22 protein-coding genes and 2 pseudogenes are annotated in these 25374 nt (G+C 75.2%); 10 read left to right on the forward strand and 14 right to left on the reverse strand.

Annotated features, from left to right (window positions below; translation table 11 throughout):
• Window positions 1–22: 22 nt before the first annotated feature.
• Together AC1VL8_RS02325 and AC1VL8_RS02330 are read right to left on the reverse strand one after the other, a co-directional pair.
• Window positions 23–1090, reverse strand: a complete 1068-nt coding sequence (locus AC1VL8_RS02325) for an iron-siderophore ABC transporter substrate-binding protein (protein ID WP_483073974.1) — start codon at window positions 1088–1090, stop codon at window positions 23–25.
• A 138-nt stretch (window positions 1091–1228) separates the two neighbouring features.
• Window positions 1229–2186 (reverse strand): annotated as a pseudogene (locus tag AC1VL8_RS02330) (phosphoribosylaminoimidazolesuccinocarboxamide synthase).
• Between the two features lie 35 nt (window positions 2187–2221).
• Between AC1VL8_RS02330 and AC1VL8_RS02335 the strand changes: the two are divergent.
• A complete protein-coding gene (locus AC1VL8_RS02335; protein ID WP_483073975.1) occupies window positions 2222–2416 on the forward strand; it encodes an SCO4848 family membrane protein in 195 nt (64 codons plus the stop codon).
• Here AC1VL8_RS02335 and AC1VL8_RS02340 read toward each other — a convergent pair.
• The 3 genes from AC1VL8_RS02340 to AC1VL8_RS02350 all read right to left on the reverse strand — a co-directional run bounded on the left by AC1VL8_RS02340 (window position 2355) and on the right by AC1VL8_RS02350 (window position 6039).
• Window positions 2355–3977, reverse strand: a complete 1623-nt coding sequence (locus AC1VL8_RS02340) for a DUF222 domain-containing protein (protein WP_483073976.1) — start codon at window positions 3975–3977, stop codon at window positions 2355–2357. The two genes, AC1VL8_RS02335 and AC1VL8_RS02340, sit on opposite strands and share 62 nt — an antisense overlap.
• Window positions 3978–4132: 155 nt before the next feature.
• A complete protein-coding gene (gene purD / locus AC1VL8_RS02345; protein WP_483073977.1) occupies window positions 4133–5395 on the reverse strand; it encodes a phosphoribosylamine--glycine ligase in 1263 nt (420 codons plus the stop codon).
• 44 nt (window positions 5396–5439) lie between these two features.
• Entirely contained in the window at window positions 5440–6039 is a 600-nt protein-coding gene (locus AC1VL8_RS02350; RefSeq protein ID WP_483073978.1) for an ArsR/SmtB family transcription factor, read from the reverse strand.
• Window positions 6040–6104: 65 nt separating this feature from the next.
• On the opposite strand from AC1VL8_RS02350, the gene AC1VL8_RS02355 reads away from it, so the two are divergent.
• Window positions 6105–7379: an MFS transporter gene (locus AC1VL8_RS02355; RefSeq protein WP_483073979.1), complete on the forward strand. Its 1275-nt coding sequence runs from the start codon at window positions 6105–6107 to the stop codon at window positions 7377–7379.
• A gap of 34 nt (window positions 7380–7413) precedes the next feature.
• Here the strand turns inward: AC1VL8_RS02355 and AC1VL8_RS02360 are convergent, their stop codons facing one another.
• Together AC1VL8_RS02360 and AC1VL8_RS02365 are read right to left on the reverse strand one after the other, a co-directional pair.
• The gene (locus AC1VL8_RS02360; RefSeq protein WP_389231865.1) at window positions 7414–8700 is read right to left on the reverse strand and encodes an adenylosuccinate synthase; all 1287 of its coding nucleotides are present in this window, start codon (window positions 8698–8700) and stop codon (window positions 7414–7416) included.
• A 219-nt stretch (window positions 8701–8919) separates the two neighbouring features.
• Window positions 8920–9342, reverse strand: coding sequence for a DUF3151 domain-containing protein (locus tag AC1VL8_RS02365; RefSeq protein WP_389231867.1), 423 nt, complete (start codon window positions 9340–9342; stop codon window positions 8920–8922).
• Between the two features lie 93 nt (window positions 9343–9435).
• On the opposite strand from AC1VL8_RS02365, the gene AC1VL8_RS02370 reads away from it, so the two are divergent.
• On the forward strand, window positions 9436–9804 hold the full coding sequence (locus AC1VL8_RS02370; RefSeq protein ID WP_483073980.1) for an STAS domain-containing protein: 369 nt from the start codon (window positions 9436–9438) through the stop codon (window positions 9802–9804).
• Between the two features lie 25 nt (window positions 9805–9829).
• Here the strand turns inward: AC1VL8_RS02370 and AC1VL8_RS02375 are convergent, their stop codons facing one another.
• Both AC1VL8_RS02375 and AC1VL8_RS02380 read right to left on the reverse strand, forming a co-directional pair.
• A complete protein-coding gene (locus AC1VL8_RS02375; RefSeq protein WP_483073981.1) occupies window positions 9830–10081 on the reverse strand; it encodes an ATP-binding protein in 252 nt (83 codons plus the stop codon).
• On the reverse strand, window positions 10033–12003 hold the full coding sequence (locus tag AC1VL8_RS02380; RefSeq protein WP_483073982.1) for a SpoIIE family protein phosphatase: 1971 nt from the start codon (window positions 12001–12003) through the stop codon (window positions 10033–10035). Before AC1VL8_RS02380 ends, AC1VL8_RS02375 begins: the two co-directional genes overlap by 49 nt.
• A gap of 110 nt (window positions 12004–12113) precedes the next feature.
• Here AC1VL8_RS02380 and AC1VL8_RS02385 point away from each other — a divergent pair, with 110 nt between their 5' ends.
• Window positions 12114–12530 (forward strand): STAS domain-containing protein, encoded by a 417-nt coding sequence (locus AC1VL8_RS02385; protein WP_483073983.1) that lies wholly within the window; start codon window positions 12114–12116, stop codon window positions 12528–12530.
• 92 nt (window positions 12531–12622) lie between these two features.
• Here the strand turns inward: AC1VL8_RS02385 and fbaA are convergent.
• The 3 genes and pseudogenes from fbaA to purT form a co-directional block, all read right to left on the reverse strand.
• Window positions 12623–13644: pseudogene (gene fbaA, locus AC1VL8_RS02390) on the reverse strand (class II fructose-bisphosphate aldolase).
• 106 nt (window positions 13645–13750) lie between these two features.
• Window positions 13751–14440, reverse strand: coding sequence for a TrmH family RNA methyltransferase (locus AC1VL8_RS02395; RefSeq protein ID WP_483073984.1), 690 nt, complete (start codon window positions 14438–14440; stop codon window positions 13751–13753).
• Entirely contained in the window at window positions 14437–15645 is a 1209-nt protein-coding gene (gene purT / locus AC1VL8_RS02400) for a formate-dependent phosphoribosylglycinamide formyltransferase (protein ID WP_483073985.1), read from the reverse strand. Before purT ends, AC1VL8_RS02395 begins: the two co-directional genes overlap by 4 nt.
• 62 nt (window positions 15646–15707) lie before the next feature.
• Here purT and AC1VL8_RS02405 point away from each other — a divergent pair, with 62 nt between their 5' ends.
• Both AC1VL8_RS02405 and AC1VL8_RS02410 read left to right on the forward strand, forming a co-directional pair.
• Window positions 15708–16463, forward strand: a complete 756-nt coding sequence (locus tag AC1VL8_RS02405) for a VTT domain-containing protein (RefSeq protein WP_483073986.1) — start codon at window positions 15708–15710, stop codon at window positions 16461–16463.
• 44 nt (window positions 16464–16507) lie between these two features.
• The gene (locus tag AC1VL8_RS02410; protein WP_389232601.1) at window positions 16508–17275 is read left to right on the forward strand and encodes an HAD-IIA family hydrolase; all 768 of its coding nucleotides are present in this window, start codon (window positions 16508–16510) and stop codon (window positions 17273–17275) included.
• A gap of 38 nt (window positions 17276–17313) precedes the next feature.
• Here the strand turns inward: AC1VL8_RS02410 and pyrE are convergent, their stop codons facing one another.
• Window positions 17314–17877 (reverse strand): orotate phosphoribosyltransferase, encoded by a 564-nt coding sequence (gene pyrE / locus AC1VL8_RS02415; protein WP_483076172.1) that lies wholly within the window; start codon window positions 17875–17877, stop codon window positions 17314–17316.
• A gap of 280 nt (window positions 17878–18157) precedes the next feature.
• On the opposite strand from pyrE, the gene AC1VL8_RS02420 reads away from it, so the two are divergent.
• Window positions 18158–20476 carry a glycoside hydrolase family 18 protein gene (locus AC1VL8_RS02420; RefSeq protein WP_483073987.1) on the forward strand — a complete coding sequence of 773 codons (2319 nt, stop codon included), beginning with the start codon at window positions 18158–18160 and terminating at the stop codon, window positions 20474–20476.
• Between the two features lie 129 nt (window positions 20477–20605).
• Window positions 20606–21367, forward strand: a complete 762-nt coding sequence (locus tag AC1VL8_RS02425) for an SDR family NAD(P)-dependent oxidoreductase (protein ID WP_483073988.1) — start codon at window positions 20606–20608, stop codon at window positions 21365–21367.
• Between the two features lie 22 nt (window positions 21368–21389).
• Here AC1VL8_RS02425 and AC1VL8_RS02430 read toward each other — a convergent pair whose 3' ends face one another.
• Window positions 21390–23930 carry a LuxR C-terminal-related transcriptional regulator gene (locus AC1VL8_RS02430; protein WP_483073989.1) on the reverse strand — a complete coding sequence of 847 codons (2541 nt, stop codon included), beginning with the start codon at window positions 23928–23930 and terminating at the stop codon, window positions 21390–21392.
• Between the two features lie 211 nt (window positions 23931–24141).
• On the opposite strand from AC1VL8_RS02430, the gene AC1VL8_RS02435 reads away from it, so the two are divergent.
• Both AC1VL8_RS02435 and AC1VL8_RS02440 read left to right on the forward strand, forming a co-directional pair.
• Entirely contained in the window at window positions 24142–24837 is a 696-nt protein-coding gene (locus AC1VL8_RS02435; RefSeq protein ID WP_483073990.1) for a hypothetical protein, read from the forward strand.
• 102 nt (window positions 24838–24939) lie between these two features.
• Entirely contained in the window at window positions 24940–25332 is a 393-nt protein-coding gene (locus AC1VL8_RS02440; RefSeq protein ID WP_483073991.1) for a hypothetical protein, read from the forward strand.
• Window positions 25333–25374 lie beyond the last annotated feature (42 nt).

Below are 25374 nucleotides of genomic sequence, written 5' to 3' on the forward strand. Positions count from 1 at the left end.
GGCTGCCGGGTGGCACCCGAGGTCAGGAGACCTTCGCGACGACCTCCGCGATCTGCGGCACGTACGCGTCCAGCGCGTACGGCACGCTCAGCGGCGTCGCGACGGTCACGGCCATGCCGAGCTGCCGGTCGATCATCGGCAGGTACACGCCCGACGCGAACGCGGGCATCTGCTGCCACAGCGGCTGCGCCTCGGTCGCCGCCTGCTCGTCCTCGTCGTTGAACCAGGTGAACAGCACCTGCACGTCGTCCAGCGTGTCCGCGTTCTCCAGGCCGAGCGTCGCGTAGAACGACCCCTGGTCCGGCTCCAGCGCCGCCGCCGACGGCGCGAGCTGCAGACCCAGGCTCGACAGCAGCGCCACCCGGGTGTCGCCCGGCATGTAGACGCCCAGCGAGCCGGGCTGGTCGCCGCCGTAGACGTACGCGTACGTGACGTCCGCGAACTCCGGGTGCTCCGCCTTGACGGCGTCGTACTCCGCCTGGATGCCCTCGATCAGCTCGGCACCCTCGTCCGGCTCACCCAGCGCCTGCGCGGCGATCGTGATCTGGTCCTCCACCGAGGTGGCCCACGCGTCGCCCGGGTAGGCGACGACCGGCGCGAAGTCCGACAGCTGGTCGAACGTCGCCTGGTCGATGCCCGACTGCGTCGCGAGGATGAGGTCGGGCTCGAGGGCGATGACCGCCTCGACGTCCAGCTCCGGGTACATCGTGATCGTCTCAGGGAGCTCCACGCCGTCCGCCTCGAGCGCGTCGCGGAACCACGGCTGGTAGCCGTCCTCGTCGCCCGCCCAGTCGTCCGACTCGATGCCGACCGGCGTCGTGCCGAGCGAGTACGCGATGTCGGCCGCGCCCCAGCCGAGCGCGACGACCCGCTCCGGCTTCTGCTCGATCGTCGCCTCACCGAGCGACGACTCGATCGTCACCGGGAACGCGTCCGACGCGGCCGCGGTCTCGTCAGCAGGGCCCGCGTCGTCCGCGGAGTCGTCACCGCCGCTGCAGGCGGTCAGCGTCAGGGCCGCGGCACCGAGGGCAGCGACGACGGCCAGGCCGCGTCGCGCGGCAGGGCGCGGGAGGGACGTGCGAGCGTGCACGGAGGTGCTCCGATCCGAGGAAGGGCGACGAGCGCGCGTCGGAGGGAGCCCCAGGCTCGCGGACCGACGTCGGCGTCGCAACGATGAGGCAAGCCTAACCTACCGACCGGGTCGGCCCGAGCGCCAGAGGCGTTCCCCTCAGAGCGAGAGCGCCGTGCCGGTCAGCCGCTCGTACGCCTCGAGGTAGCGGTCCCGGGTGCGCTCGACGACGTTCTCGGGCAGCAGCGGCGGCTCGACGTCACCGTCGCGGTCCCAGCCGGAGGCCGCCGACGTCAGCCAGTCCCGGACGTACTGCTTGTCGAAGCTTCTCCTGCGCCCGCCCGGGCTCCCAGGAGTCCGCCGGCCAGAACCGCGACGAGTCCGGCGTCAGCACCTCGTCGCCCAGGGTCACTGCTCCCGTCACCGGGTCCAGACCGAACTCGAGCTTCGTGTCCGCGAGGATCACCCCGCGCTCGCGCGCCACTCCCTCGGCGCGCGCGTAGACCGCGAGCGTCAGGTCCCGCAGCTGCTCGGCGCGCTCCCGACCGAGCACGTCCGCGACCACGTCGATGCTCACGTTCTCGTCGTGCTCCCCCAGCTCTGCCTTCGTCGCCGGCGTGAAGATCGGCTCCGGCAGCCGCGAGCCGTCGACCAGCCCGTCGGGCAGGGAGATGCCGGTGACCGATCCACCGGCCCGGTACTCCGCGAGACCCGACCCGGTCAGGTAGCCACGGGCGACGCACTCGACGGCGAACATCTCCAGCCGTCGGCAGACCATCGCCCGGCCGAGCACCACCGCCGGCACGTCCGGCGCGACGGCGCTCACGACGTGGTTCGGCACGAGGTCCTCGAGCTGCGAGAACCACCACAGGCTCAGCTGGGTGAGCACCACGCCCTTGCCGGGGATGCCGGGGTTGAGCACGTGGTCGTACGCGCTGACCCGGTCGCTCGCGACGACGAGCACCACGTCGCCGTGCGCCTCGGCGACGGCGGCACCTGCCGCCTGCGTCGTGTCCGGGACGTACAGGTCGCGGACCTTGCCCGAGTAGGTGTGCGTCCAGCCGGGCAGCGCGGGTGCGGTCATGGTGGACATCCTGCCGCAGGTCGCACCGGGCATACTCGCCCGCATGGAGCTTCCCTGTCGCCTGGTCCGTGGTCCTGATCGTCGCCGGCCTCTGGAGCCTGCTCGTCTGGCCGCGGTTCGGCGCCCGGATCGCGAAGGACCCCCGTGCCCGCGACGCGGCGGGCCGTCCCACGCGGTTCCTCACCGTGCACCTGGTGCTGATCACCGTGTCGATGCTGCTGGGTGCGGCGGTCGCGCTGCTGGGCGTGCTGACCCTGGCTTGAGCGGTCGCGCGCCCGAGGACCACCCGGTCAGAACGGTGGTGGCGCCTCGGGCTGCGGCGCGGTGAGGTGGACGACCGGCGCGTCCGTCCCGGGGTGCACCCGGAAGCTGTGGCCGGTCGGGGTGCGCCAGTCGAACTCGCCGGCGGTGCGCTGCCGGAGCGCGAACGCCCCGGTGGTCTTGAGCCGGTGGTGGTGCCGGCAGAGCGGCCCGAGGTTGGCGGCTGCGGTCGCCCCCGGCGGGCGCGGGGGATCGCCCTCGCGCGGCCTGTCCCACTCCTCGGTGTGGTCCAAGTCCGAGCGCCACGCGGGCACGCTGCATCCCGGTGCGACGCAGGTGCGGTCGCGGACCCGGACGTGCTCGGCGAGGGCGGCGGGCGGGCGGTAGGTGGTGCGTCCGACGTCGAGCACGGTGCCCGAGAGGTCGTCGGTGACGACCCGCCGCCAGACCCCGCCGAGGGCGAGCGCCCGCGCCTGGACGGCGTCGACGGGTCCGAACCCCTCGAGCTTCTCCCGGCTGGTCGTCGAGGTCCATCAGCGTCGAGAGCGGCACGGTGACGAGGACCCGGGCGCGGGTCTCGTCCCACCCGGAGGAGCCGCCCCGGCTGGTGATCGCCTCCGGCACGTCACCCTCCGCGGGATCCAGCAGCTCGAACGCGCCGTCGCGCAGCGTCCGCGCCGCAGCGCGCACGGCCTGGTCTCCGGCACCGGGAGCGCCGGCCCGACCGAGCACCCGGTCGCAGAGCTCGTCCGCGCGCAGCTGGTCGAAGGTCCGCTCGTCCCCGGCGGAGAGCGCTCGGCGGGCGGCGGCGTCGAGCGCTGCGTCGACCTGCACGGCGGCGACTGCGGGGAGGACGAGCCACGTGCCCGCCATGCCGTGCTGCAGCATGCGCGGCCGCGAGACCGCACGGCCACGGCGGGCGTCGCGGTGCCGGTCCACCGCGTGCTCGCCGTCGACCTGGTTCAGCGCCCGCTCGACGTCCTGCCGCACCTGCGCAGGCGTGCGTCCGGGTGCGCGGGGCAGGACCAGCTCCTGTGCGGCGAGGGCGACGGACGCCGGCTCGTCGGCGAGCCCGCGCACGATCGCGCGGGCCCGGGGCACGTCGATCTGCCCGTCGGACAGCGCGGCGCCCGTGTCCGCGAGCACCCCGGCGTAGGCGGTGCCCTCGCGGACCAGGGTGTCCGCCTCGCCCGTGCTGGTCTGGAGGCGCATCGCGAGGGTGGCCGCGGTCAGGTGCCGGGAGACCAGCGCGGTCCCGGGCAGCGGACGGCTGCGCGGCGGTCGCATGTCCGGGTGCCGGTCGAGCGCCGCGGCGGCGCGGGCCTTGAGCGCGTGGGCCAGCGCCTCGAGGCGGCCGGCGGCGACGACGACCTCGACGCGCTCGAACGCGGTGAGCCCCTCGAGGTCGAGCTGCTCGATCTCGGTCAGCAGCGGTACGCCGGCGGGCAGCGCGGCGAGCCGGTGGGCGAACCGCGTCTCGCGCTCGTCCTCGACCGCGAACGGGCTCCCCGCCCGGGCGTCGGGCGACGCCTCGGGTTCGGGTCCGTGCGGGTCGGGTGCCATGCCGTCACCGTAGGAGCGTCCGCCCGCTCACGGCGGCCTACGCCCGCGCACCTGGGGACGACGCGCAGGCGACCTCCCTGTGGAGGGTTGGGCCCCCGCTCACCGAGCCGAACAGCCCGGACGCACCACACGCCCCGCCCGGCGCGCGCCCGGCCTCAGCCCTCCGCGGCGGCCCGCGCGATGTCCGACCGGTGGTGCGACCCGTCGAGCCCGATCCGCTCGACCCCGGCGTACGCCGCAGCCCGTGCGGCTGCGAGGTCGGGCCCGGTGCCGACGACGCTGAGCACCCGACCCCCGGCGGAGACGACCGCCCCGTCGGGGCCCGCGGCGGTCCCGGCGTGCAGCACGTGCACCCCGTCGACCGCGGCGGCGTCGTCGAGCCCGGTGATCACGTCGCCGGTGCGCGGCGCCTCGGGGTACCCGTGCGACGCGACGACGACGGTGACGGCGGCGTCGTCGCGCCACTCCAGCGGCGGGAGCGCGGCGAGCCGTCCGGTGGCGGCGGCGAGCAGCACCCCGGCGAGCGGCGTCGCGAGGCGCGCGAGGACGACCTGCGTCTCCGGGTCGCCGAACCGCGCGTTGAACTCGACGACGCGCATCCCGCGGCTGGTCAGCGCGAGCCCGCAGTAGAGCACCCCGGCGAACGGGGTCCCCCGCCGCGCCATCTCGTCGACGGTGGGCTGCGCGACCTGCGCGACGACCTCGTCGACGAGCCCGGCGGGCGCCCACGGCAGCGGGGTGTAGGCGCCCATGCCGCCGGTGTTGGGGCCGGTGTCGGCGTCACCGACGCGCTTGAAGTCCTGCGCGGGCACGAGCGGTACGACGTGCGTGCCGTCGGACAGGACGAACAGCGACACCTCGGGACCGTCGAGGTAGTCCTCGACGACGACGCGGCCGCCGGGCTTGGCCAAGCAGGCGAGGGCGTGCTCGAGCGCGGCGGCGCGGTCCTCGGTGACGACGACGCCCTTGCCGGCGGCGAGGCCGTCGTCCTTGACGACGTAGGGCGCCCCGAAGGTGTCGAGGGCGGCGGCGGCCCGGTCGGGGTCGGTGACGACGACGGGGTCGGCGGTCGGCACGCCGGCAGCGGCCATGACCTCCTTGGCGAACGCCTTCGACCCCTCGAGCCGCGCGGCGGCGGCGGTGGGGCCGAACACCGGGATCCCCGCGGCGGCGACCGCGTCGGCGACCCCGGCGACGAGCGGGGCCTCGGGCCCGACGACCACGAGGTCGGCGCCGATCCGCCCGGCGAGCGCCGCGACGGCCGCGCCGTCGAGGGGGTCGACGGCGTGCAGCGTGGCGAGCGCGCCGATGCCGGGGTTGCCGGGCGCGGCGTGCAGCTCGGCGACCTGGGGGTCGCGGGACAGGGCGAGGACCAGGGCGTGCTCGCGGGCACCGGTTCCGACGACGAGGATCTTCACGCCGCCGACCCTACCGACCACGCGCACGGGCCGGCGGGGGCGGGTCAGTCGGTGGGCAGGGGCAGCACGTCGAGGTACACCCGCACCCGCCGCCGGTCCACCGGCCGGTCCCCCACCCCCTCGTCCCGCGCCGCAGCGTCCCGCGCCGCCTCGAGGTGCCGCCGCACGACGGCCTCGAGCTCCCCGGTCAGCGCCTCGGCCTCGGCGACGGTCAGCTCGCCGGTGGCGCGGGCGCTGCTGCCGACGCCGGCCCACGCGGGGTCGGGTTCGACGGTCTCGACCCAGCGGGTCAGCACGCGCAGGCGCTCGGCGACGGCCCACTGCTGGGTGGAGGCGACGACCTCGGCGCCCCCGGGTTCCTGGCGGACGGCGACGCCGTCGACCCAGAACGCGACGGCGCGCCACCAGCGCTCCCGCCCGCCGGCGTGCTCCGGGTCGTCCTCGACGAACCCGTGCCGCTCGAGCTGACGCAGGTGGTAGCTGGTCTGGCCGGTGCTCTCCCCGAGGGCGCGCGCGAGCTGGGTCGCGGTGGCGGGGCCGTGCGCCTGGAGGTGGTCGACCATGGCGCGCCGCAGCGGGTGGGTGAAGGCCTTGAGGGCGTCGGCACCGACGGAGCGGGGCGGGCGGGCGTTGACGTCGTCCATGTGCAGAGATACCTTTGCAGAGACTTCTTTGCATAACTTCCTCTGCCCACTCTACGCGAGGACCCATGCCACGCTCAGGCCCCACCACGACCACGACCGTCGAGCCCCTCGGCCACCGGTTCCGCGCCCTGCTCGCCGCCACGACGCTCGCCAACCTCGGCGACGGCGTCGTGCAGACCGTCGTCCCCCTCTACGCGTTGACCCTGACCCGCTCACCCGGGCAGATCGCCCTCGTCACCGCACTGGCCTGGCTCCCCTGGCTCGTGCTGGGCGTCCCGGGCGGGGTGGTCGTCGACCGGTACGACCGCCGTCGGGTCCAGGTGGCGGCCCTGCTGGCCCGCGCGGCGCTGCTCGGCGGCGCGGTCGCCCTCGCGGCCACCGGGCGGATGACGGTCCCCGCCCTCCTGCTGCTCGTCCTGGCGTACGGCGTCACCGACGTGCTCACCGACCTGGCGCAGTCCGCCCTCGTGCCCGACGTCGTCCCCCGGTCCCGGCTGCAGGCGGCGAACGGCCGGGTCGTCGCGGCGCAGCAGGTCGCCGGCTCGTTCGTGGGCGGGCCGCTCGGGGGCGCGGCGCTCGCCCTGGGCGCGGCGTGGGCGTTCGGCCTGCCCGCCGCGCTGGCGGTGCTCGCGGTGGTCACGCTGCTGCGCGGCGTCCCCGGCCGCTACCGGCACGAGCGCGCCGCGACGACCCCGGTCCGACCGGCCCGGCGCGCGTTCGACGAGGCCCGCGAGGGTGTCGGTTTCCTGCTCCACCACCCGGTGCTCCGCCCGCTGCTGGTCGCCGGGAGCGTGCTCAACATGTGCTTCACCGGCTACACGACCCTCCTGGTGCTCTGGGTCGTCGGCGCGGGCTCGCGGGTCGGGATGACCCCGACCACGTACCCGCTGCTCGGCGTCGCCCTCGCGACCGGGGCGCTCGGCGGGTCGCTGCTCGTCGAGCCGCTGCTCCGGCGCGTGGGCGAGGTCCGGCTGCTGCTCGGCTGCTGGGTGGCGATGGCGCTGCTGCTCGTGGTGCCGGTCGCCGCCCCGTACCCGGCGGCGGTGGCCGCGGCGTTCCTCGCGATCGGCCTCACCAGCACCGTCGGCAACGTGCTCTCCCAGTCGATGCGCCAGCGACTCGTCGCACCGGCGATGCTCGGCCGGGTCGGCGGCGCGGGCCGGGCGCTCGCCTACGGCCTGATGCCGGTCGGTGCGCTGCTCGCCGGCGCTGCGGCCGAGCGCTGGGGGCTGGCGGCGGCGCTGCTGGGCGCGACCGCGCTGTCCCTGGTCACGCTCGTCCACCCGCTCGCGGTGGTGCGCCAGCGGGACGTCGACGCGGCGGAGCCGGCGGTCGGGTGACGACCGGCCCCACCGCGCGCGAGCGGCCTGCGGGTCAGCCGAGCAGGTCGTGGATCGCGACGGTCGCCTCACGGCCCGGGCCCACGCCCACGGCCGAGATGCGGGTGCCGGAGATCTCCTCGAGGTGCGTGAGGTACCGCTGCGCGTTCACGGGCAGGTCGGACAGCTCACGGGCCTGGGAGATGTCCTCGGACCAGCCGTCGAGGTACTCGTAGACCGGCTTCGCGTGGTGGTAGTCGCTCTGGTCGTCCGGCATCTCGTCGAACCGGCGGCCGTCGACGTCGTACGCCACCGCGACGGGGATCCTGTCCCGGCCGGTGAGCACGTCGAGCTTGGTCACGACCAGGTCCGTGAGCCCGTTCACGCGGCTCGAGTACCGCGCCACGACGGCGTCGTACCAGCCGGTGCGGCGCGGCCGCCCGGTGGTGGTGCCGAACTCGCCGCCGGTCTGCCGCAGCCACTCGCCGTCCTCGTCGAACAGCTCGGTGGGGTACGGGCCCTCGCCGACGCGGGTGGTGTAGGCCTTCGCGACGCCGACGACGCGGTCGATCCGGGTCGGGCCGATGCCGGAGCCGGTGCACGCGCCGCCCGCGGTCGCCGAGGACGACGTGACGAACGGGTAGGTGCCGTGGTCGATGTCGAGCATCGTCGCCTGGCCGGCCTCGAACACGAGCGTCTTGCCGGCGTCGAGGGCCTGGTTGAGCACCAGCGGGGTGTCCGCGACGTACGGGCGCAGCCGCTCGGCGTAGCGCAGCAGGTCCTCGACGGCCTCGTCGACGGTGATCGCGCGGCGGTTGTAGACCTTCACCAGCAGGTGGTTCTTCTGGTCGAGGGAGCCCTCGACCTTCTGCCGGAGGATCTTCTCGTCGAACAGGTCCTGGATGCGGATGCCGACGCGGTTGATCTTGTCGGCGTACGCGGGGCCGATGCCGCGCCCGGTGGTGCCGATCTTCCGCTTGCCGAGGAACCGCTCGGTGACCTTGTCGAGCGTGCGGTGGTACGGCGCGATGACGTGCGCGGCGGACGACACCAGCAGCCGCTCGGCGGACACGCCGCGGGCCTCGAGGGCGTCGATCTCCTCGAACAGCACCTCGATGTCGATGACGACGCCGTTGCCGATCACCGGGACGACGCCCGGCGACAGGATGCCGGACGGCAGCAGGTGCAGGGCGTACTTCTCGCCGCCGATGACGACCGTGTGCCCGGCGTTGTTGCCGCCGTTGAACTTCACGACGTAGTCGATCCGCGAGCCGAGCTGGTCGGTCGCCTTGCCCTTGCCCTCGTCACCCCACTGGGTCCCGAGCACCACGACGGCCGGCATGTGATCACCACTCCCACCCTGCCCGGCGGCGGCCCGCCCGCGCGGCACCGAGCGGGTGGCTCGGTCGCGGGAGGTCCGGGTACCGGACGGCAGGCACCCCGGTTCCTCCGGAAGATTACCGGAGCGGCCCGCCCGACGTCGGGCGGGTCCGCGGCTCGGCGCGCGTCGGCCCGCGTCGACACGGGCGGCGCGGTGCCGATCGCGACGGCCCTCGCGGACTCAGCGCAGCTCGGCGACCTCCGCCGCGGACGTGCCCGAGTCGGTGAGGAACTGCGTGCAGCGCTGCGCCTCGTCGTCCTCGCCGATCGCCTCGGCGGCCTCGGCCAGCGCGAGCAGCGCCCGCAGGAACCCCTGGTTGGGCTCGTGCTCGGCGGGCACGGGCCCGCGGCCCCGCCAGCCGGCGCGCCGCAGCGCGTCGAGGCCGCGGTGGTAGCCGGTGCGGGCGAACGCGTAGGCGGCGACCGGGTCGCCGTCGTCGGCCAGCGCGTGCTCGGCGAGCAGGGCCCACGCGAGCGAGGACGTCGGCACCTCGCGGGCGGCGTCGCGCAGGTCGCCGCCGCGCGCGAGCACCGCCCGGGCGTCGGCGTCGGCCCCCACGGGCAGGCGGGTGGGCTCGGGCTCGAGGAGGTTCGCACCGGTCATCCGCCCAGTGTGGCAGCCGCGAGCGGGTGCGGACCCGCCGGGCGGGTGGTTACAGTCGGTCAGCCTGCCCGTCCGCGTCCGGAGGACCCCCCCATGATCGAGATCGCGACCTCGGCTGCGACGACGACGCTCGTCATCGCCGGTGATCTCGACCTCGCCGAGCGCGACCAGTTCCCGGAGATCGCCGCGCGCGTCGTCGGGCTGCGCCGGCAGCTGCTGGTGATCGACATGTGCGACGTGACGTTCATGGACTCCACGGGTGCCGCGTTCCTCATCTCGCTGGCGGACGCGAGCCGCAAGCGCGGCGGTGCGACGGTGCTGCGCGGCGCGGACCCGCGGGACCTGTTCGTCCTGGAGATCTGCGGCGCGCTCGAGCTGTTCCGGATCGACGCGGAGCACCGGTGCAGCACCGCCGCCGAGTCGACCGACGAGGCCGACCTCCCGACGGACGCCTCCCGCTAGACCCCGGTCAGCGCCCAGACCCCGGTCAGCGCTCCGTCGGCCGCACCCGCGCCCACACGAGCTTGCCGCCGCGCGAGGGCCGCCAGCCCCAGTCGGCCAGCTGCTCGACGATCCGCATCCCGAACCCGCCGATCCGTCCCGGGTGGCCCTCGGTCGCGACGGGCGGCGTCGGGTTGGAGTCCTCGACCTCGATCCGCAGGCCGTCGCCGGTGTCGTGCAGGCGCAGGGTCACGCGGCCCCAGCCGTGCAGCACGGCGTTGGCGACCAGCTCCGACACGACGACTCGGCGTTCCCGGCGTCGCCGAGCTGCCAGGCGTGGCAGGTCCGCACGACGGCGTGCCGCGCCCGGGCGATGGACGCCGGCTCACCGGGGAGCTGCCAGCGGCGGCTGCGGACGTTGCCGCCGTGCCCGGAGGTGTCCGTGAGGTCGGGGACCCGCACGACGACGACCGCGACGTCGTCCTCGGGCCGGTCCGCGAGCCGCGCGAGCAGCTCCTCGCCGATGCCGGCGGAGTCGACGGCGGTGGCGCCCTCGGCGACGGCCCGCAGCGCGGCGAGCCCGTCGAGGAGCGACCGGTCGCGGCGCTCGATCAAGCCGTCGGTGTAGAAGACGAGGACGTCGCCCGGCCGCAGGTCCAGGGCCGCGGTCGAGCGGCGGCCGTCCCCGAAGCCGATCAGGGCGCCACCGGCCCCGTCGAGCAGCGTCGCCGCGCCGTCCCGCACGAGGACGGCGGGCAGGTGGCCGGCGCGCGAGTACGCGAGGTGCCAGGTCGGGCACGCACCGTCCTCGGCGCCGCGCCGCGTCAGGGTGGACAGCACCAGGCCCGCCGACCGCGGGATGCGCATGCCGCCGACCAGCTGGTCGACGCGCTCGAGGACGGGACCGGGCTCGGTGACCTCGAACGCGTAGGCGCGCACGACGGACCGCAGCTGCCCCATCGCCGCGGCGGCCTCGACGTCGTGGCCGACCACGTCGCCGATGACCACCCCGACGACGTCCCGCGAGACCTGCACGACGTCGTACCAGTCGCCGCCGACCTGCGCGTAGACGACGTTCGGCGCGTAGTAGGACCACACGTCGAGCCCGTCGACCTCGGCCTGCTCGGGCAGCATCGCCCGTTGCAGGGTCTCGGCGACCCGGTGCTCGCGGGCGTAGAGCCGCACGTTCTCCATCGCGAGCCCGACGCGCCGCGCGGTCAGCGACAGGATGGTGCGGATGCGCTCGTCCAGGCCGCCGCGGGTGGGCGCGGGCCGGCCCGGGGGCACCGTGGGTGCGGCGACGACGACGAGCAGCCCCAGCACCCGGTGCCGCCCGGGGAGCGGGAGCACGGCGACGTGCTCGGGGTCGACGTCCGGGCCGAGGCGGTCGCGCAGGTCGGCGACGAGCCACGCGGACGCTGACCCCGGGGCGTGCGGGGCGTCGAGGTCGAGGTCGAGCGGGAACACCGCCCCCTCCCCCTCGCCGTCGAGCAGCCGCTGCACGGGGTCCTGGCCCGGCGTCCCCCGCCCGCGCACGAACGCCGGCCGCCCCGCCCCGCCGCTCGCGCTGCGCCGGACGGCACCGCGTCCCGCCCGGCTGGTGTCGATCCCGTCCGCGGCGTGCAGCCCGTCGTCGTCGACGTAGAACCCGGCCCACGCGACGACCCGCCGGGCCAGCAGCTCGGCGATGGCGCGCAGGCCGTCGGGGTCGTCGAGGTCCATCACCAGGTCGGAGACGGTCGCGATCAGCGCGAGGTCCTCGCTCTCCCGGCGCACCACCTCGACCTCGGCGGCGACCGCGGCGTCGTGGTCCACCTCGGCGGTGACGTCGACGAGCGCCGCGACCCAGTGCGTGGTCGTCGTGCCGCCTCCGGCCGCGACCGGGGTCACGAGCGTGCGGGACCAGAACCAGTCGCCCCCGGCCCGCCGGAGCCGCAGCAGCGCGGACGTGGCGCGACGGGCCTGCACGGCCTCGCTGAGGTGCCGCAGCCCGGAGCCGTCCTCGGCGGACATCGCGACGAGGCCGGCGGCCGGCCCGGCGACGTCGGCGAGCGTCAGCCCGGTGGCCCGGGTGAAGGCCTCGTTGACCCAGACGACGGGCCAGTCGGGCTCCTGCGCGGCCGCGACGACGGCGGGCATCCCCTGCACGTGCTCCAGCGCGCGCCGCAGGCCGTCGAGCGCCCCGTCCTCGCCGGTCCCGGGCGTGGAGTTGACCACCACCGCCTCCGATCGTCTAGCGTGCGAGCCATGTCCGGCGAAGCCACCCACCGGACGACGCCGAGACACCCGGTGCGGCCGATGCGGCCGCCACCCGGACGGAAGGGAGCATCGTGCGCGACGGTAACAGCACACCGCCGGGCGGGCCCACCGGGGACCCGGGGGACGCAGGCGCCTCCGCGCCGACCGTACCCGCTCCGCGGGACGCGGCCGGGGAGCCCGGTTCGGTCCACGTCATCCTGTCCCCGGACCGGACGACGATCGTCCTGTCGGGCGAGGTCGACGCGGACCTCGGGCCCGACCTGGCGCAGGCCACCACGGACGCGGAGGAGGCGGGGGTGCCGATCGAGGTCGACACGCACCACGTGACCTTCATGGACTCGTCCGGGGTCGCGTTCCTCGCGCGCCTGACCAGCCGCACCCCGCACCGGGTGCGCCTGCTGCACGTCCCGCCGACGGTCCAGTTCCTGCTGGAGGTCACCCGGATCGGCGAGCTCCTCGACGTCGTCGAGGACGAGCCCCGCGTCTGACCCCGCGGGCCCCTCGCACGCAACGCCCCCGCACGCACGAGGGCCCGGTCACCGCACGCGCGGTGACCGGGCCCTCGTCGTGGTGCGGGTGCTCAGCGGAGCTTGTTGCCCGCGGACCGCAGCTGCTGCGACGCCTCGACGATGCGGGCGGCCATGCCGGCCTCGGCCAGCTTGCCCAGGCGCGCGGGTCGTAGGCCTTCTTGTTGCCCACCTCGCCGTCCACCTTGAGCACGCCGTCGTAGTTGCTGAACATGTGGCCGACGACGGGACGCGTGAACGCGTACTGGGTGTCGGTGTCGATGTTCATCTTGATGACGCCGTTGTCGACCGCCTCGGCGATCTCCTCGGCGGTGGAGCCCGAACCGCCGTGGAAGACCAGGTCGAACGGGTCGGTCTTGCCGATCTCCGCGCCGACGGCCTTCTGGATCTCCGCCAGGATCGACGGGCGCAGCTTGACGGCACCCGGCTTGTACACGCCGTGCACGTTGCCGAAGGTGAGGGCCGTCAGGTAGCGGCCCTTCTCGCCGGCGCCGAGCGCGCGGACCGTCGCGAGGCCGTCCTCGGCCGTGGTGTAGAGCTTCTCGTTGATCTCGGCCTCGTGGCCGTCCTCCTCGCCACCGACGACGCCGACCTCGATCTCGAGGATCGTGCGGGCCGCCTGCGACAGCTCGAGGAGCTCCGCGGCGATGACGAGGTTCTCGTCCAGCGGGATGTCCGAGCCGTCGAACATGTGGGACTGGAAGGTCGGGTTCTTGCCGGCCTTGACCTCCTCGGCCTCGAGGGCCAGGAGCGGGCGGACCCAGGAGTCCAGGTTCTTCTTGACGCAGTGGTCGGTGTGCAGGGCGACCGTGATGCCGTAGCCCTGGGCGACCTCGGCCGCGTAGGCCGCGAGGGCGCGGGTGCCCGAGACGCGGTCCTTGACCGTGGAGCCCGACGCGTACTCGGCGCCGCCGACGGACACCTGGAGGATGCCGTCCGACTCCGCCTCGGCGAAGCCCTGCAGCGCGGCGGTGATCGTCTGGGAGGAGGTGATGTTCACGGCCGGGTAGGCGAACTTGCCCGCCTTCGCCCGGTCGATCATCTCGGCGTAGACCTCAGGGGTGGCGATCGGCATCGCAGCGGCTCCAAAGAAGAAGTGGGGTTTTCGCTATCGCACCAAGTCTGGCACGAGTCGCGCGCAGGGCGTCCGGGACGTCCTGCCCACGGACGCCCGGACGGCGTCAGGCGGGTGGGGGCCCCGCGTGCCGGACCACCCAGGCGTGCATCGCGATCGCCGCGGCGGCGCCGGCGTTCATCGAGCGCGTCGAGCCGTACTGGTCGATGTGCAGGACCGCCTCTGCGGCCTCCTGCGCGGCCGGGGTCAGCCCGGTCGACTCCTGGCCGAGCAGCAGCACACACGCCTCGGGCAGCGGGTAGCCGCCGAGCGGCACCGACCCGGGGACGTTGTCGACGCCGATCACAGGCAGCCCCGCGGCGCGGGCCCAGGCCAGCAGGTGCGCGACGTCCGGGTGGTGGTGGACGTGCAGGTAGCGGTCGGTGACCATCGCCCCGCGGCGGTTCCAGCGGCGCCGGCCGACGACGTGCACCCCGGCGGCGTTGAACGCGTTGGCCGTGCGGACCACGGAGCCGATGTTGAGGTCGTGCGCCCAGTTCTCGATGGCCACGTGGAACGGGTGCCGGCGGGTGTCCAGGTCGGCGACGACGGCCTCGACGGTCCAGTACCGGTAGCGGTCGACGACGTTGCGGCGGTCGCCGTGCGCGAGCAGCTCGGGGTCGTACCGGGGGTCGTCGGGCCACGCCTCCGGGCCGCCGGGCCAGGGGCCGACGCCGACCTCGGGGGCGTCGGGCGCGTCCCGCACCTCGGGCGCGTCGGGTCCCTCGGCCGCGTCCGGGTCCCGGGGTCCGGTCACGCCGGGTCCAGCGTCACGGTCAGCGCCGCCGCCGCGGCTCGGGCACGGTCCCGCGCCTGCGCGACGTCGGCCCCGCGCGCGACGGTCACGGCGACCCGCCGCCGTCCGGCCACCGCGGGCTTGCCGAACAGCCGGACCTGCGCGGTCGGCACCGCGAGCGCCGCCTCGACGCCCGTGAACCGCGGCACACCGGTCCCCTCGGCGAGCACGGCGCAGGACGCCGCGGGGCCGAGCTCGAGGACCTCGCCGGCGGGCAGCCCGAGGACGGCCCGGGCGTGCAGCGCGAACTCCGACAGGTCCTGGGACGCGAGGGTCACCAGCCCGGTGTCGTGCGGTCGGGGCGAGACCTCGGAGAACAGCACCTCGTCGCCGACCACGAACAGCTCGACCCCGAACAGCCCCCACCCGCCGAGCGCCTCGGTGACGGTCGCGGCCACCCGCTGCGCCGCGGCGAGCGTCGCCGCGGGCAGGGGCGCGGGCTGCCAGGACTCCCGGTAGTCGCCGTCGACCTGGACGTGCCCGACGGGTGCGCAGAACGTCGTCCCGGCCGCGTGCCGCACGGTGAGCAGCGTGATCTCGGAGTCGAACCGGACGAAGCCCTCGACGATCACCCGCACGGCGGCCCCGCCGTCGGCGACCGCGCGGCCCCCGGTCTGCGCGGCCGTCCAGGCCGGCTCGACGTCGTCCGCCGTGCGGACCACCGACTGGCCCTTGCCGGAGGACGACATCACCGGCTTCACCACGCACGGCAGCCCGACCTCCGTCACGGCGGCCCGGAGGTCGTCGAGGGTGTCGACGAACCGGTACGGCGAGGTCGCCAGCCCCAGCTCCTCGGCGGCGAGCCGCCGGATGCCCTCGCGGTCCATCGTCAGCCGCGTGGCGCGGGCGGTGGGCACCACGCGGACGCCGGTGGCCTCGACGTCGGCGAGCACCTGCGTGGCGATCGCCTCGATCTCGGGGACGACCACGTCCGGGCGCTCGGCGTCGAGCACGGCGCGCAGCGCGTCCGGGTCGAGCATGTCGACGACGTGCGACCGGTGCGCGACCTGCATCGCGGGTGCGTGCGGGTAGCGGTCGACGGCGACGACCTCCACGCCGAGCCGCTGCAGCTCGATCGCGACCTCCTTGCCCAGCTCGCCCGAGCCGAGCAGCAGGGCGCGGGTGGCGCCGGGGGTGAGCGGGGTGCCGAGGGAGACGGGGTTCACGACCGCCATCCTCGCGCAGCACGGGCCGGGGGTCCCGGGACCCGGGCCGTACCCTGGGCGGCATGCCCTTCTCGTCCGCCCTCGCGGCCCTGGCCCCGGCCGTCGGCGTCCAGCCCGCCCTGCTGCCCGACTGGCTCGACGCCGAGCACCTCATCTCGTCGTTCGGCTCGTACGCGCTGATCGGCATCGTGCTGGTCGTGTTCATCGAGACGGGCCTGCTGTTCCCGCTGCTGCCGGGCGACTCGCTGCTGTTCACGGCGGGCGCGCTCGTCGCGCAGGAGGCCCTCGACTTCCCGCTGTGGCTGCTGTGCCTGCTGCTGTTCGCGGCGGCGTTCCTCGGCGACCAGGTGGCGTACTTCATCGGCCACAAGGCGGGCCCGCGGCTGTTCAACCGCCCGGACTCGAAGATCTTCAAGCAGCAGTACATCGACCAGACGTACGCGTACTTCGACAAGTACGGCGGCCGGACGGTCATCCTGGCGCGGTTCGTGCCGATCGTGCGGACCTACGCGCCGGTCGCCGCGGGCGTCGGGAGGATGCGCTACCGGACCTTCATCTCGTACAACGTGATCGGCGCGTTCGTGTGGGGCGTCGGCGTGACGGTGCTCGGCTACCTGCTCGGGACCATCGCGTTCGTCCGGGACAACATCGAGGCGCTGGCGGTGCTCATCGTGCTGATCTCGGTCGTGCCCGTCGCGATCGAGCTGTGGCGCGGGCGTCGGGCCGCGCGGCGCGCGGGCGGCGCCGACGGCCGGGACCCGCGGTACGACGAGCCCGCCGAGCGCGCCGACGTCGAGCGGAAGGCCTTCGACCAGTGAGCACGCACAGCACCCCCCGACCGATCACCTCGTGGCTGTCCGACATGGACGGCGTCCTCGTGCACGAGGGCACCGCGCTGCCGGGGGCGCCGGAGTTCGTCCGCGCGCTGCGCGACGGCGACCACCCGTTCCTGGTGCTGACGAACAACTCGATCTTCACGCCCCGCGACCTGCGCGCCCGGCTGGCGTCCTCGGGCATCGAGGTGCCCGAGGAGTCGCTGTGGACGTCCGCGCTGGCGACCGCCCAGTTCCTGCGCGACCAGGAGCCCGGCGGGTCCGCCTACGTGATCGGCGAGGCCGGGCTGACCACCGCGCTGTACGAGGCCGGCTACACGCTGACCTCCGCGGACCCCGACTTCGTGGTGCTCGGCGAGACCCGCACGTACTCGTTCGAGGCCATCACCCGGGCGATCCGGCTGATCCAGGGCGGCGCCCGGTTCATCGCGACCAACCCGGACGTCACCGGCCCGAGCCAGGAGGGCGACCTGCCCGCGACGGGCGCGGTCGCGGCGATGATCTCCGCCGCGACCGGCCGTCAGCCGTACTTCGTCGGCAAGCCGAACCCGATGATGATCCGCTCGGCGCTGAACCGGATCGACGCCCACTCCGAGACGACCGCGATGATCGGCGACCGGATGGACACCGACGTCGTCGCGGGCATCGAGGCGGGCCTGCGCACGTTCCTCGTGCTCACGGGCTCGACCCGCCCCGACGACGTCGCGCGCTACCCGTTCCGCCCGACCCACGTGCTCGACTCGATCGCCGACCTCGTGGACCGGGTCCCGGAGTGGGCGGTCACCCCACCCGCCTGACGCCGGCTGCTCGCCCGGACGTCGACCGGGCGGACCCCTCAGGCCAGGCCGAGGTCCGACAGGTCGAACAGGAAGTGGTACGGCACCCCCAGCGCCTCGATCTTCTCCCGCGCGCCGGTGTCCCGGTCCACGATGACGGCGACGCCGCGCACGTCGGCGCCCGCCTCGCGCGCGGCCTCGACGGCGGCGATCGGCGACGCCCCGGTGGTCGAGGTGTCCTCCAGCACGACGACGGCGCGACCCGCGACGTCGGGGCCCTCGATGCGGCGCTGCATCCCGTGCGCCTTCGCCTCCTTGCGGACCACGAACGCGTCGAGGTCCTGCCCGCGCGACGCCGCGGCGTGCAGCAGGGCGGTCGCGACGGGGTCGGCGCCCAGGGTCAGGCCGCCGACCGCGTCGACCTCGGCCGTGCCCAGCCCGACCTCCTCGAGCCGGTCGAGCAGCACGTGGCCGATCAGCGGGGCGGCGCGGTGGTGCAGGGTCACGCGGCGCAGGTCGACGTAGTAGTCGGCCTCGCGCCCGGAGGACAGCGTGACCCGGCCGCGCACGACGGCGAGCGCGACGATCAGGTCGCGCAGCTGCTCGCGGGGTGTGGGGGACATCGGGGAGTTCGTCACGCCCGCCAGGGTAGCGAGGGCGGCGCGGGTATCCCGCCACGGGCGGCGGACCGCCGCGCCGACCGCTGAGGCTACCTACCCACCCCCGCCCTGCCCCCGGGCGGCACCCGTGGTCGGCACTCAACGTCGGCCCACGCACCACTCACCGCCGCATCGAGGTCGCCCCGCAGCCGCGGTCCCGGGCTCGACTGGAGCCACGCAGACGACGGCAGCCCGGCCACCGAGCCGGGCCCGGCGTCACTCCATTCCTGACAAGAAGGACACCATGAGCTCTTTCACCGAGAAGCAGACCCCCCGCTGCCTCGCCCGCCGCGGGCTGGGCGTCGTCCTGGCCTCGACCATGCTGCTGGGCGGCGCGTTCGCCGCCGGCGCGTCGGCCGCCGGCCCCGCGCTGAGCGCGGACGACTCCGCCAACACGATCGCCGGTCTGACCACGGCGCACATGTGGTCCGCCGACGGCGGCGCGACGTGGAGCAAGGCCGCCCCGGACACGCAGTTCACCGGCACGCGCACGGTCACCGTCGCGAACCTCGACGAGGACGCGCTCAAGGCCGTCGCCTACGACGCGTCCAAGGTCTACTCCGCCGCGCACACCGTCGTGAGCCACGACGGTGCCCTGTGGAGCAACTCCTGGTACGTGAACCCGGGCGAGACCCCGGGGCAGAACGAGGCCTGGAAGCTCGTCAAGAAGCTCGACCTCACGATCCTCGGAGAGTTCGAGTTCACGCCGTGGACCGGAGCCGAGGCGGAGGCGTTCCAGGCGGCCGAGCGCGCGGAGAGCATCGCCGCGAAGAAGGTCGTGGGCTACTTCCCCGAGTGGGGCATCTACGAGGCTCACGACAACTACGGCGTGCAGGACATCCCGCTCGACAAGATCACCCACCTCAACTACGGCTTCGGGCTCCTGGTCAAGGACGGTGCGGGCGAGTGGTCGATCGGCGTGGCCGACGAGTGGGCCGCGCTGCAGAAGGACGGCGGCCTCTACGCGCAGGTCGCCGACGCGACCGAGCGCGCCGGCGTGGAGAACATGCTCTCCATCGGCGGCTGGACGAACTCCGAGAACGGCGAGTTCGAGGACGCGACCTCGACCCCGGCCAAGACCGAGCAGATCGCCCAGAAGATGGTCGACTTCATGGTCGAGCACGGGTTCACCGGCCTCGACATCGACTGGGAGTACCCGAGCGACGACCGCGGCGCGGCCCAGTTCGAGAACCTCATGACCGAGGTCCGCTCGAAGCTCACCGCGCTCGGCCAGGCGAACGACGAGTACTACCCCGTCACCATCGCCGTGACGCCGAACCACAAGAAGATGCAGTTCATCAAGCCCGAGGTGATCGTCGACCTCGTCGACGCCGTCAACGTGATGTCGTACGACTACCACGGCGCGTTCGACCCGGTCACGGGCCACAACTCCCCGCTGCACGCCAACGCGGTCGACACCGACGCGAAGCTCAACATCGAGTCCACGATGCGCGAGTTCCACGAGGTGCACGGCATCCCCAAGCAGCAGCTGCTCGTCGGTGTGCCGTACTACGGCCGTGCGTGGGGCGGGGTCGAGCCCACCGAGCTGATCCCCGGCCTCCCCGGCCTGGGCGCCCCGGGCCAGGGCACCGTGCACGGCCTCTGGGACGACGCCGGCCAGTTCACCGGCACCAACCCCTGGTACAAGCTCAAGCAGATGGAGCAGGACCCGGCCTTCACGAAGTACTGGGACGACGAGGCCAAGGTCCCGTACCTGTACAACGCCTCCACCAAGGAGTTCTTCACCTACGACGACGCCCGCTCCGTGCAGGAGAAGGTCGACTTCATCAAGGAGAACAACTACGGCGGCGCGATCATCTGGGACCTGTCCGGCGACACCAAGGACCACGAGCTCGGCTCGATCGTCGGCACCGTCCTCGACGAGCCGACCGAGCCCGAGCAGCCCGTCGAGCCCGAGGAGCCGGCGGCTCCCGCGGTCCCGTCGCTCTCGGTCACCGAGTCGTTCGGTGTCGTCGACATCGCCGCGACCATGTCGGCCGACGCGTTCCGCACCTCGGACCGCTACATCGTGCGGCACAACGGCGCCTACCTCTACGAGTTCGCGAACGGGACCGTCTACTACTCCCACTCGCGCACCGCTGACGGATCCACCCAGGTCATCAAGACCGGGCACCCCGTCGCCGCCGGTGACGTCCTGACCCTCGAGCGCGTCCCGGGCAAGCCCGGCCAGAAGTTCGAGGGCGTGGCCACCACCGTCGTCGCCACCCACCAGGTGACCGGAGCGGTGTCCCTGACCGCCGAGCAGCGCGACGCCGTCACGTCCGTGTCGACCGACGGCACGACCGTGCGCGCTGCTCTGACCTCGTCCGCGTACGCCTCCGAGTCGCGGCTCGTGCTCACCGTCAACGGCAAGTACACGTCCGAGACCTACGCGGGCAAGACGTACTACGGCAGCACCGCCGTCGACGGCGGCACCGCCACCCTCACCAAGGACGTGCCCGGCCTGAAGGCCGGCGACGTCGTCGAGATCCGCCTCGTGTCCGGCAAGCCCGGCTACAAGATCGCGGACCACACGACGCTGGCCACCCACACGGTCAAGTAGTCACCGGCACCACCCGACGAGCCCCGCACGACCACCCGGTCGTGCGGGGCTCGTCCGCGCCCGGCGCCGGCCCGCACGGCGGCGGGTCCGCGACGACAACCGGGTGCACCGGTCCGTAGGGTGAGCGGCATGGGAACCGCACTGATCACCGGGGCGAGCGCCGGTCTCGGCCTGGAGTTCGCCTGGCAGCTCGCCACCGCCCGCCACGACGTCGTCCTGGTCGCCCGCGACGCGCAGCGCCTCGAGCGGCTGGCCGGCCAGCTGCGCGCCGCCGCAGGCGTGCACGCCGAGGTGCTGGCGGCGGACCTCACCGACCCGGACGACCTCGCCCGGGTCGCGGACCGGCTGCGCGCCACCGAGCGTCCCGTCGGTCTGCTGGTGAACAACGCGGGGCTCGGGCTCGGCCAGCGGTTCGTCGGCGGTGACCTGGAGCGGGAGACCGGGGCGCTCGACCTCATGGTCCGCTCGGTCCTGGTGCTGTCGCACGCGGCCGCGACCGCGATGGTCGAGCGGGGCCGCGGGGCGATCCTCAACGTCGCGTCCGTCGCCGCGCTGATGGCGTCCGGCACCTACTCGGCGCACAAGGCCTGGGTGCGAAGCTTCACCGAGGGGCTCGCCGTCGAGCTCGCGGGGAGCGGCGTCACGGCGACGGTGGTCTCGCCGGGCCTGACGCGCACGGAGTTCCACGAGCGCGCCGGGCTCGTCGGTGCGGCGGACTTCCCGGACGTCGTGTGGCTGAGTGCGGACCGGGTGGTCGCCGCCGCACTGGCGGACGTGCGGCGCGGCGTGGTGCTGTCGACCCCGAGCCTGCGCTACCGGGTGGCGTCCGGCGTGCTGCGCGGCCTGCCGCGCGCGGCGGTGCGCCGGCTGAACGAGGCCCGCCGGATCTGATCCGGGCCCGCCCGGCGGCGTCTCAGCCGTCCAGCCCGAGCCACGTCCGCGCCGCGCGGGTCAGGTCCTCGCGACGGTCCACGCCCACCTTCCGGTGCGCGTTCATCAGGTGCGTCTCCACCGTGCGGGTGCTGAGGCCGAGCGCCTGCGCGATGTCGGCGTTGGCCAGCTGCGCGCTCACCAGCGCGGCGATCTCGCGCTCGCGCGCCGTCAGGCCCACGGCGCGCCCCAGCGGCGCGAACAGGCCGCGGCGGTCGACGCCCCGCTCCGCCGCCGCCTCCCAGGCCGCCTCGGCCTGCGCGCACGCCGCCACCGGGTCGCCCCCCTCGCGCAGCGCGAGGGCCCGGGTGACGAGCGCGCGCACCGCGTAGAGCGGGGTCCCGGCGCGGTCCAGCGCGTCGGAGGCCGCCGTGAGCGCACGCTCGTCGCGGCGGGCGGCCGCGACGGCGTACCCGACCCACGCGGCCAGCAGCGGCGAGTCCGAGTCCCGGGCCGCCTCCGCGGCTGCCGAGGCGAGCGCGCGGTCGGGCCGGAGCTCGACCGAGGTGACCGCCGACAGCACCCCGGCGGCGACGTACCCGCCCGCGAACGCCCCGGACGCGGCCCGGGCGTGCACGCCGGCGTCGTCCAGGTCGAGCCCCCCGCGCGCGATGGCGAGCAGCGGCCCCGGGACCATCGCCGGGAACGGGCCCCGGTCGAGGCGGAGCGTCCCGGCCTGCACCGCCAGCGTCCGCGCGTAGGCGTGCCGCCCCTGCCAGCCGGCGGCGAGCGCCGCCACGGACAGCAGCCCGGCCTGGTAGTGGCGCTGGATGGCCAGCACGTGCGTGGCCGCCAGGGCGGAGCTGACCACCTCGTCGAGCTCGTCGAACCGCCCCAGCAGCATCAGGCCGAGGGCCGCCACGTACCAGTGCGACTGCATCGCCCCGGCCTCGACCCCGTCCTGCAGCGCCTCCAGCCGCCCGCGCGCCCACGCCACGCCCTGTGCGACGTCGCCCGACAGCACGAGCGCCAGACCCCGGCACACCTCGCCGTGGTGCTGCAACGGAGCCAACCCGGACCGGAACGTGGCCAGCCGCGACCGCGCGGCGCCGACCCGCCCGACGGCGAGGTCCCGCTCGACCCGGACCGCAGCGAGCGCCTCCGCGCCCAGCGGGTCGGCGCCCGGGCCCGGCTCGTCGAGCAGCGTCGGGTCGGGGTCGGCGCCCCGGACGAGGTCGAGGTGCGCCTGCACCGCCCGCAGGAACGGCTCCGCGGCACCGGCGCCGACGCGGGCGGCGACGAGGTCCGCCCGGGCACGGTCGGGCTGGCCGAAGCGCAGAGCGCGGAACACCGCCTCCCACGCGGCGAGCAGCGCGCACGCGTGGGCGTCGGCCCCGTCCCGCGGGGTCCCGGCCAGGACCTCCTCGACCTCGTCGGGCTCGGCGGAGGCGTGGTGCAGGGCGGCCAGCAGCGGTGCGGCCGTCGACGGGCCGGGGTCCAGCCGCCACGAGCGCCGCAGCGCGACGACGGCCGCCCGCCAGTGCTCGACGGCCCGTGGCGCTCCGAGGACCGCCCCGTGCCCCGTGCGCAGCGCGGGTGCGCGACCCGCGCCGACCGGCGGCAGACCCCGACGCGCCAGCAGCCCCTCGACGTGCGCACGCTCGGTGCCCGTCGCGGTGCGGCGCAGGTGCTCGCCGAGCAGGGGCGGGCACACGGTCAGGACGGTGCCCTCGCCTCCCGGGAGGACGCGCACGAGCCGCAGCTCCTCCAGCCCGGACAGCACCTCCCTCGGCACGAGGTCGGTCGTCCGGGCGAGCGGGAGTGGCCCGGCCACGGCGAGTACCGTCATCGCGTCCAGCTCGTCGTCGCGCAGACCGTCCAGCAGGGGCTCGAGCGCGGGGGCGAGGCGCAGGCTCCACAGGTCCTCGTCGGCGGTCCAGATCTCGTCGCGCCACCGGAGACCGCCGCTGCGGCGGCCCTCGTCGACGACCGCCCGCACGAGCCCGGGCAGCCCGCACGACCGGGTGGCCAGGCGCGCGACGACCACCGGGTCGACCGGCCCGCCCAGCATGTCGTGCACGAGCGTGTGGACCTCGGCGAAGCGCAGGGGCTCGACCCCGACCCGCACCCCGGGCACCAGCGACGTCGCCTGCAGGCCCGTGGGGCGGTGCCGTCGGCCCGCGGGCCGGGTGACGGCGAGCACGGGCACCGGCACGCGGCTGCGGGCCGCGACGACGACGCCCGCGGTGACGGCGTCGAGGTCGTCCGCGTCGTCCACCACGAGGACCGACCGGCGCGCGCCGAGCTGCCGCACCAGCGCGTCCGCCGCGGCGGCAGGTGCGGGAGCGGCCCCTGCGGGGACCAGACCGAGGCCGGAGACCGAGGCCGCCGCGAGCGGGCGGTCCCGCAGCGACCGGACCCCCGCCAGGCGCACCGCGACGACGCCCACGTCCCCGAGCAGGTCCCCGACGCGGCGGCTCGCCCACGACCGGCCCGACCCCCGACGTCCGACGAGGTGGACCGAGAGGCCGTCGAGCAGGTAGCCGACGACCTCGTCGACCGCGGCGGGCTCCGAGCTGTGCACCCGCGCGACCCTACGCACCGCGGACTACTCACCCCCGCCCCCCCCGACCTCACCGCACCCCCTACTCAACGGCCGGCGCAGGGTACTCACCGGCGGTCCCGCGCGACGAACCCGGGCGGCCGCGAGGGGAGAGTGCAGGCACGCGGCCGACAGCACCCCGTACGCCGCGACCCACCCCCGGCTCCCCCGAGCCCGACCGGAAGGACCCGACATGCACTCGACGCCCTGCACCGCCACCACCTCTCCGACGACCACGCCCGCCACCGCCGAGGACCGCGGGCGCCGCCGCAAGGCCCTGCTCGCCTGGGGCTCGCTCGCCGGAGTCGCCGCGCTCGTCACCACGGCGGCGTTCACCGACGTCGCCCGGCTGAACATCGGCGCGAACGGGCTCGGCGGCGCCGACTCGCGCTACAACCTCCAGGTGAGCGCCACCGACGCCACCGGTCAGATCATCCCGGGCGCGTGGCAGGAGGCCGACGACGCCGCGGGCGTGCCGCTCGCCCTGTTCGGCGGCGGCGTGCTCGCGCCGGGCGGCAAGGAGGACACGGAGTTCGACGTCCGTAACGACTCCCCGACGTTCGCGTCGACGGTCGCGGTGTCGGTCGACGTCCTGCCCGACGACCCGGACGCGGGCCGGATCACGGACCCGGACTACCTCGCCAGCCTCCGGTTCTCGATCGGCATGGGCGCCACGGCGACGTCCAGCGACATGGTGCTGCACAGCAACCTCACCCTCGAGGAGGCGCAGTCCGTCCAGCTGAAGAACCTCGCGCCCGGCGAGGACGCGGCCGTCCACGTCACCGCCAAGCTCCTCTCCCAGAGCGACTCGGGGGCGACCTACGAGGACAACGCGCTCAACGGCAAGGGCGCGCACCTGCAGGTGCGGATCGACGGCTCGTCGGTCTGACGAGCCCGGCCGTCCCCGGTCCGGCCGCTCCCGGGCAGGGCCGGGGGCTCCCCCACGCCCCCGGGCCGCACGCCCCGACCACGCGACGCAGGAAGGACCGAGATGCATCCCCGCCACTCCCCCGGACGGCCCCTCGCCCGTGCGGCGCTCGCGCTCGCGGGCGCGCTCGGCGTCGCGCTGGCGGCTGCGGCTCCGCCGGCGACCTCGGCGGCGTTCACCGACACCGCCCGGCTCGCGATCGCCGTGTCCACGGAGGCGGCCGGTCCCGTAGCGGCCGAGGCGCCCGACGCGGAGGCGGACCGGTCTGCGCGCCCCGCACCCGGGCCGGCTCCGGTCCCCGAGCCCGTCGGCGCTGCCGGGTCGGCCGGCCCCGACGAACCGGTCGACCCGGCACCCGCGGCGACGGCCGCCGCCGAGACCACCCAGCCGGGCGCCGCGCCGTCGCCGGGCTCGGGCGTGGAGGTCGGTCCTGCCGGCGGGCACCCCGCGGGCTGACGCGTCGGCGCCCGCGCGGCGACCGCGGACCTACGGAGCTCG

The organism is Cellulomonas sp. KU4C, assembly GCF_056868065.1.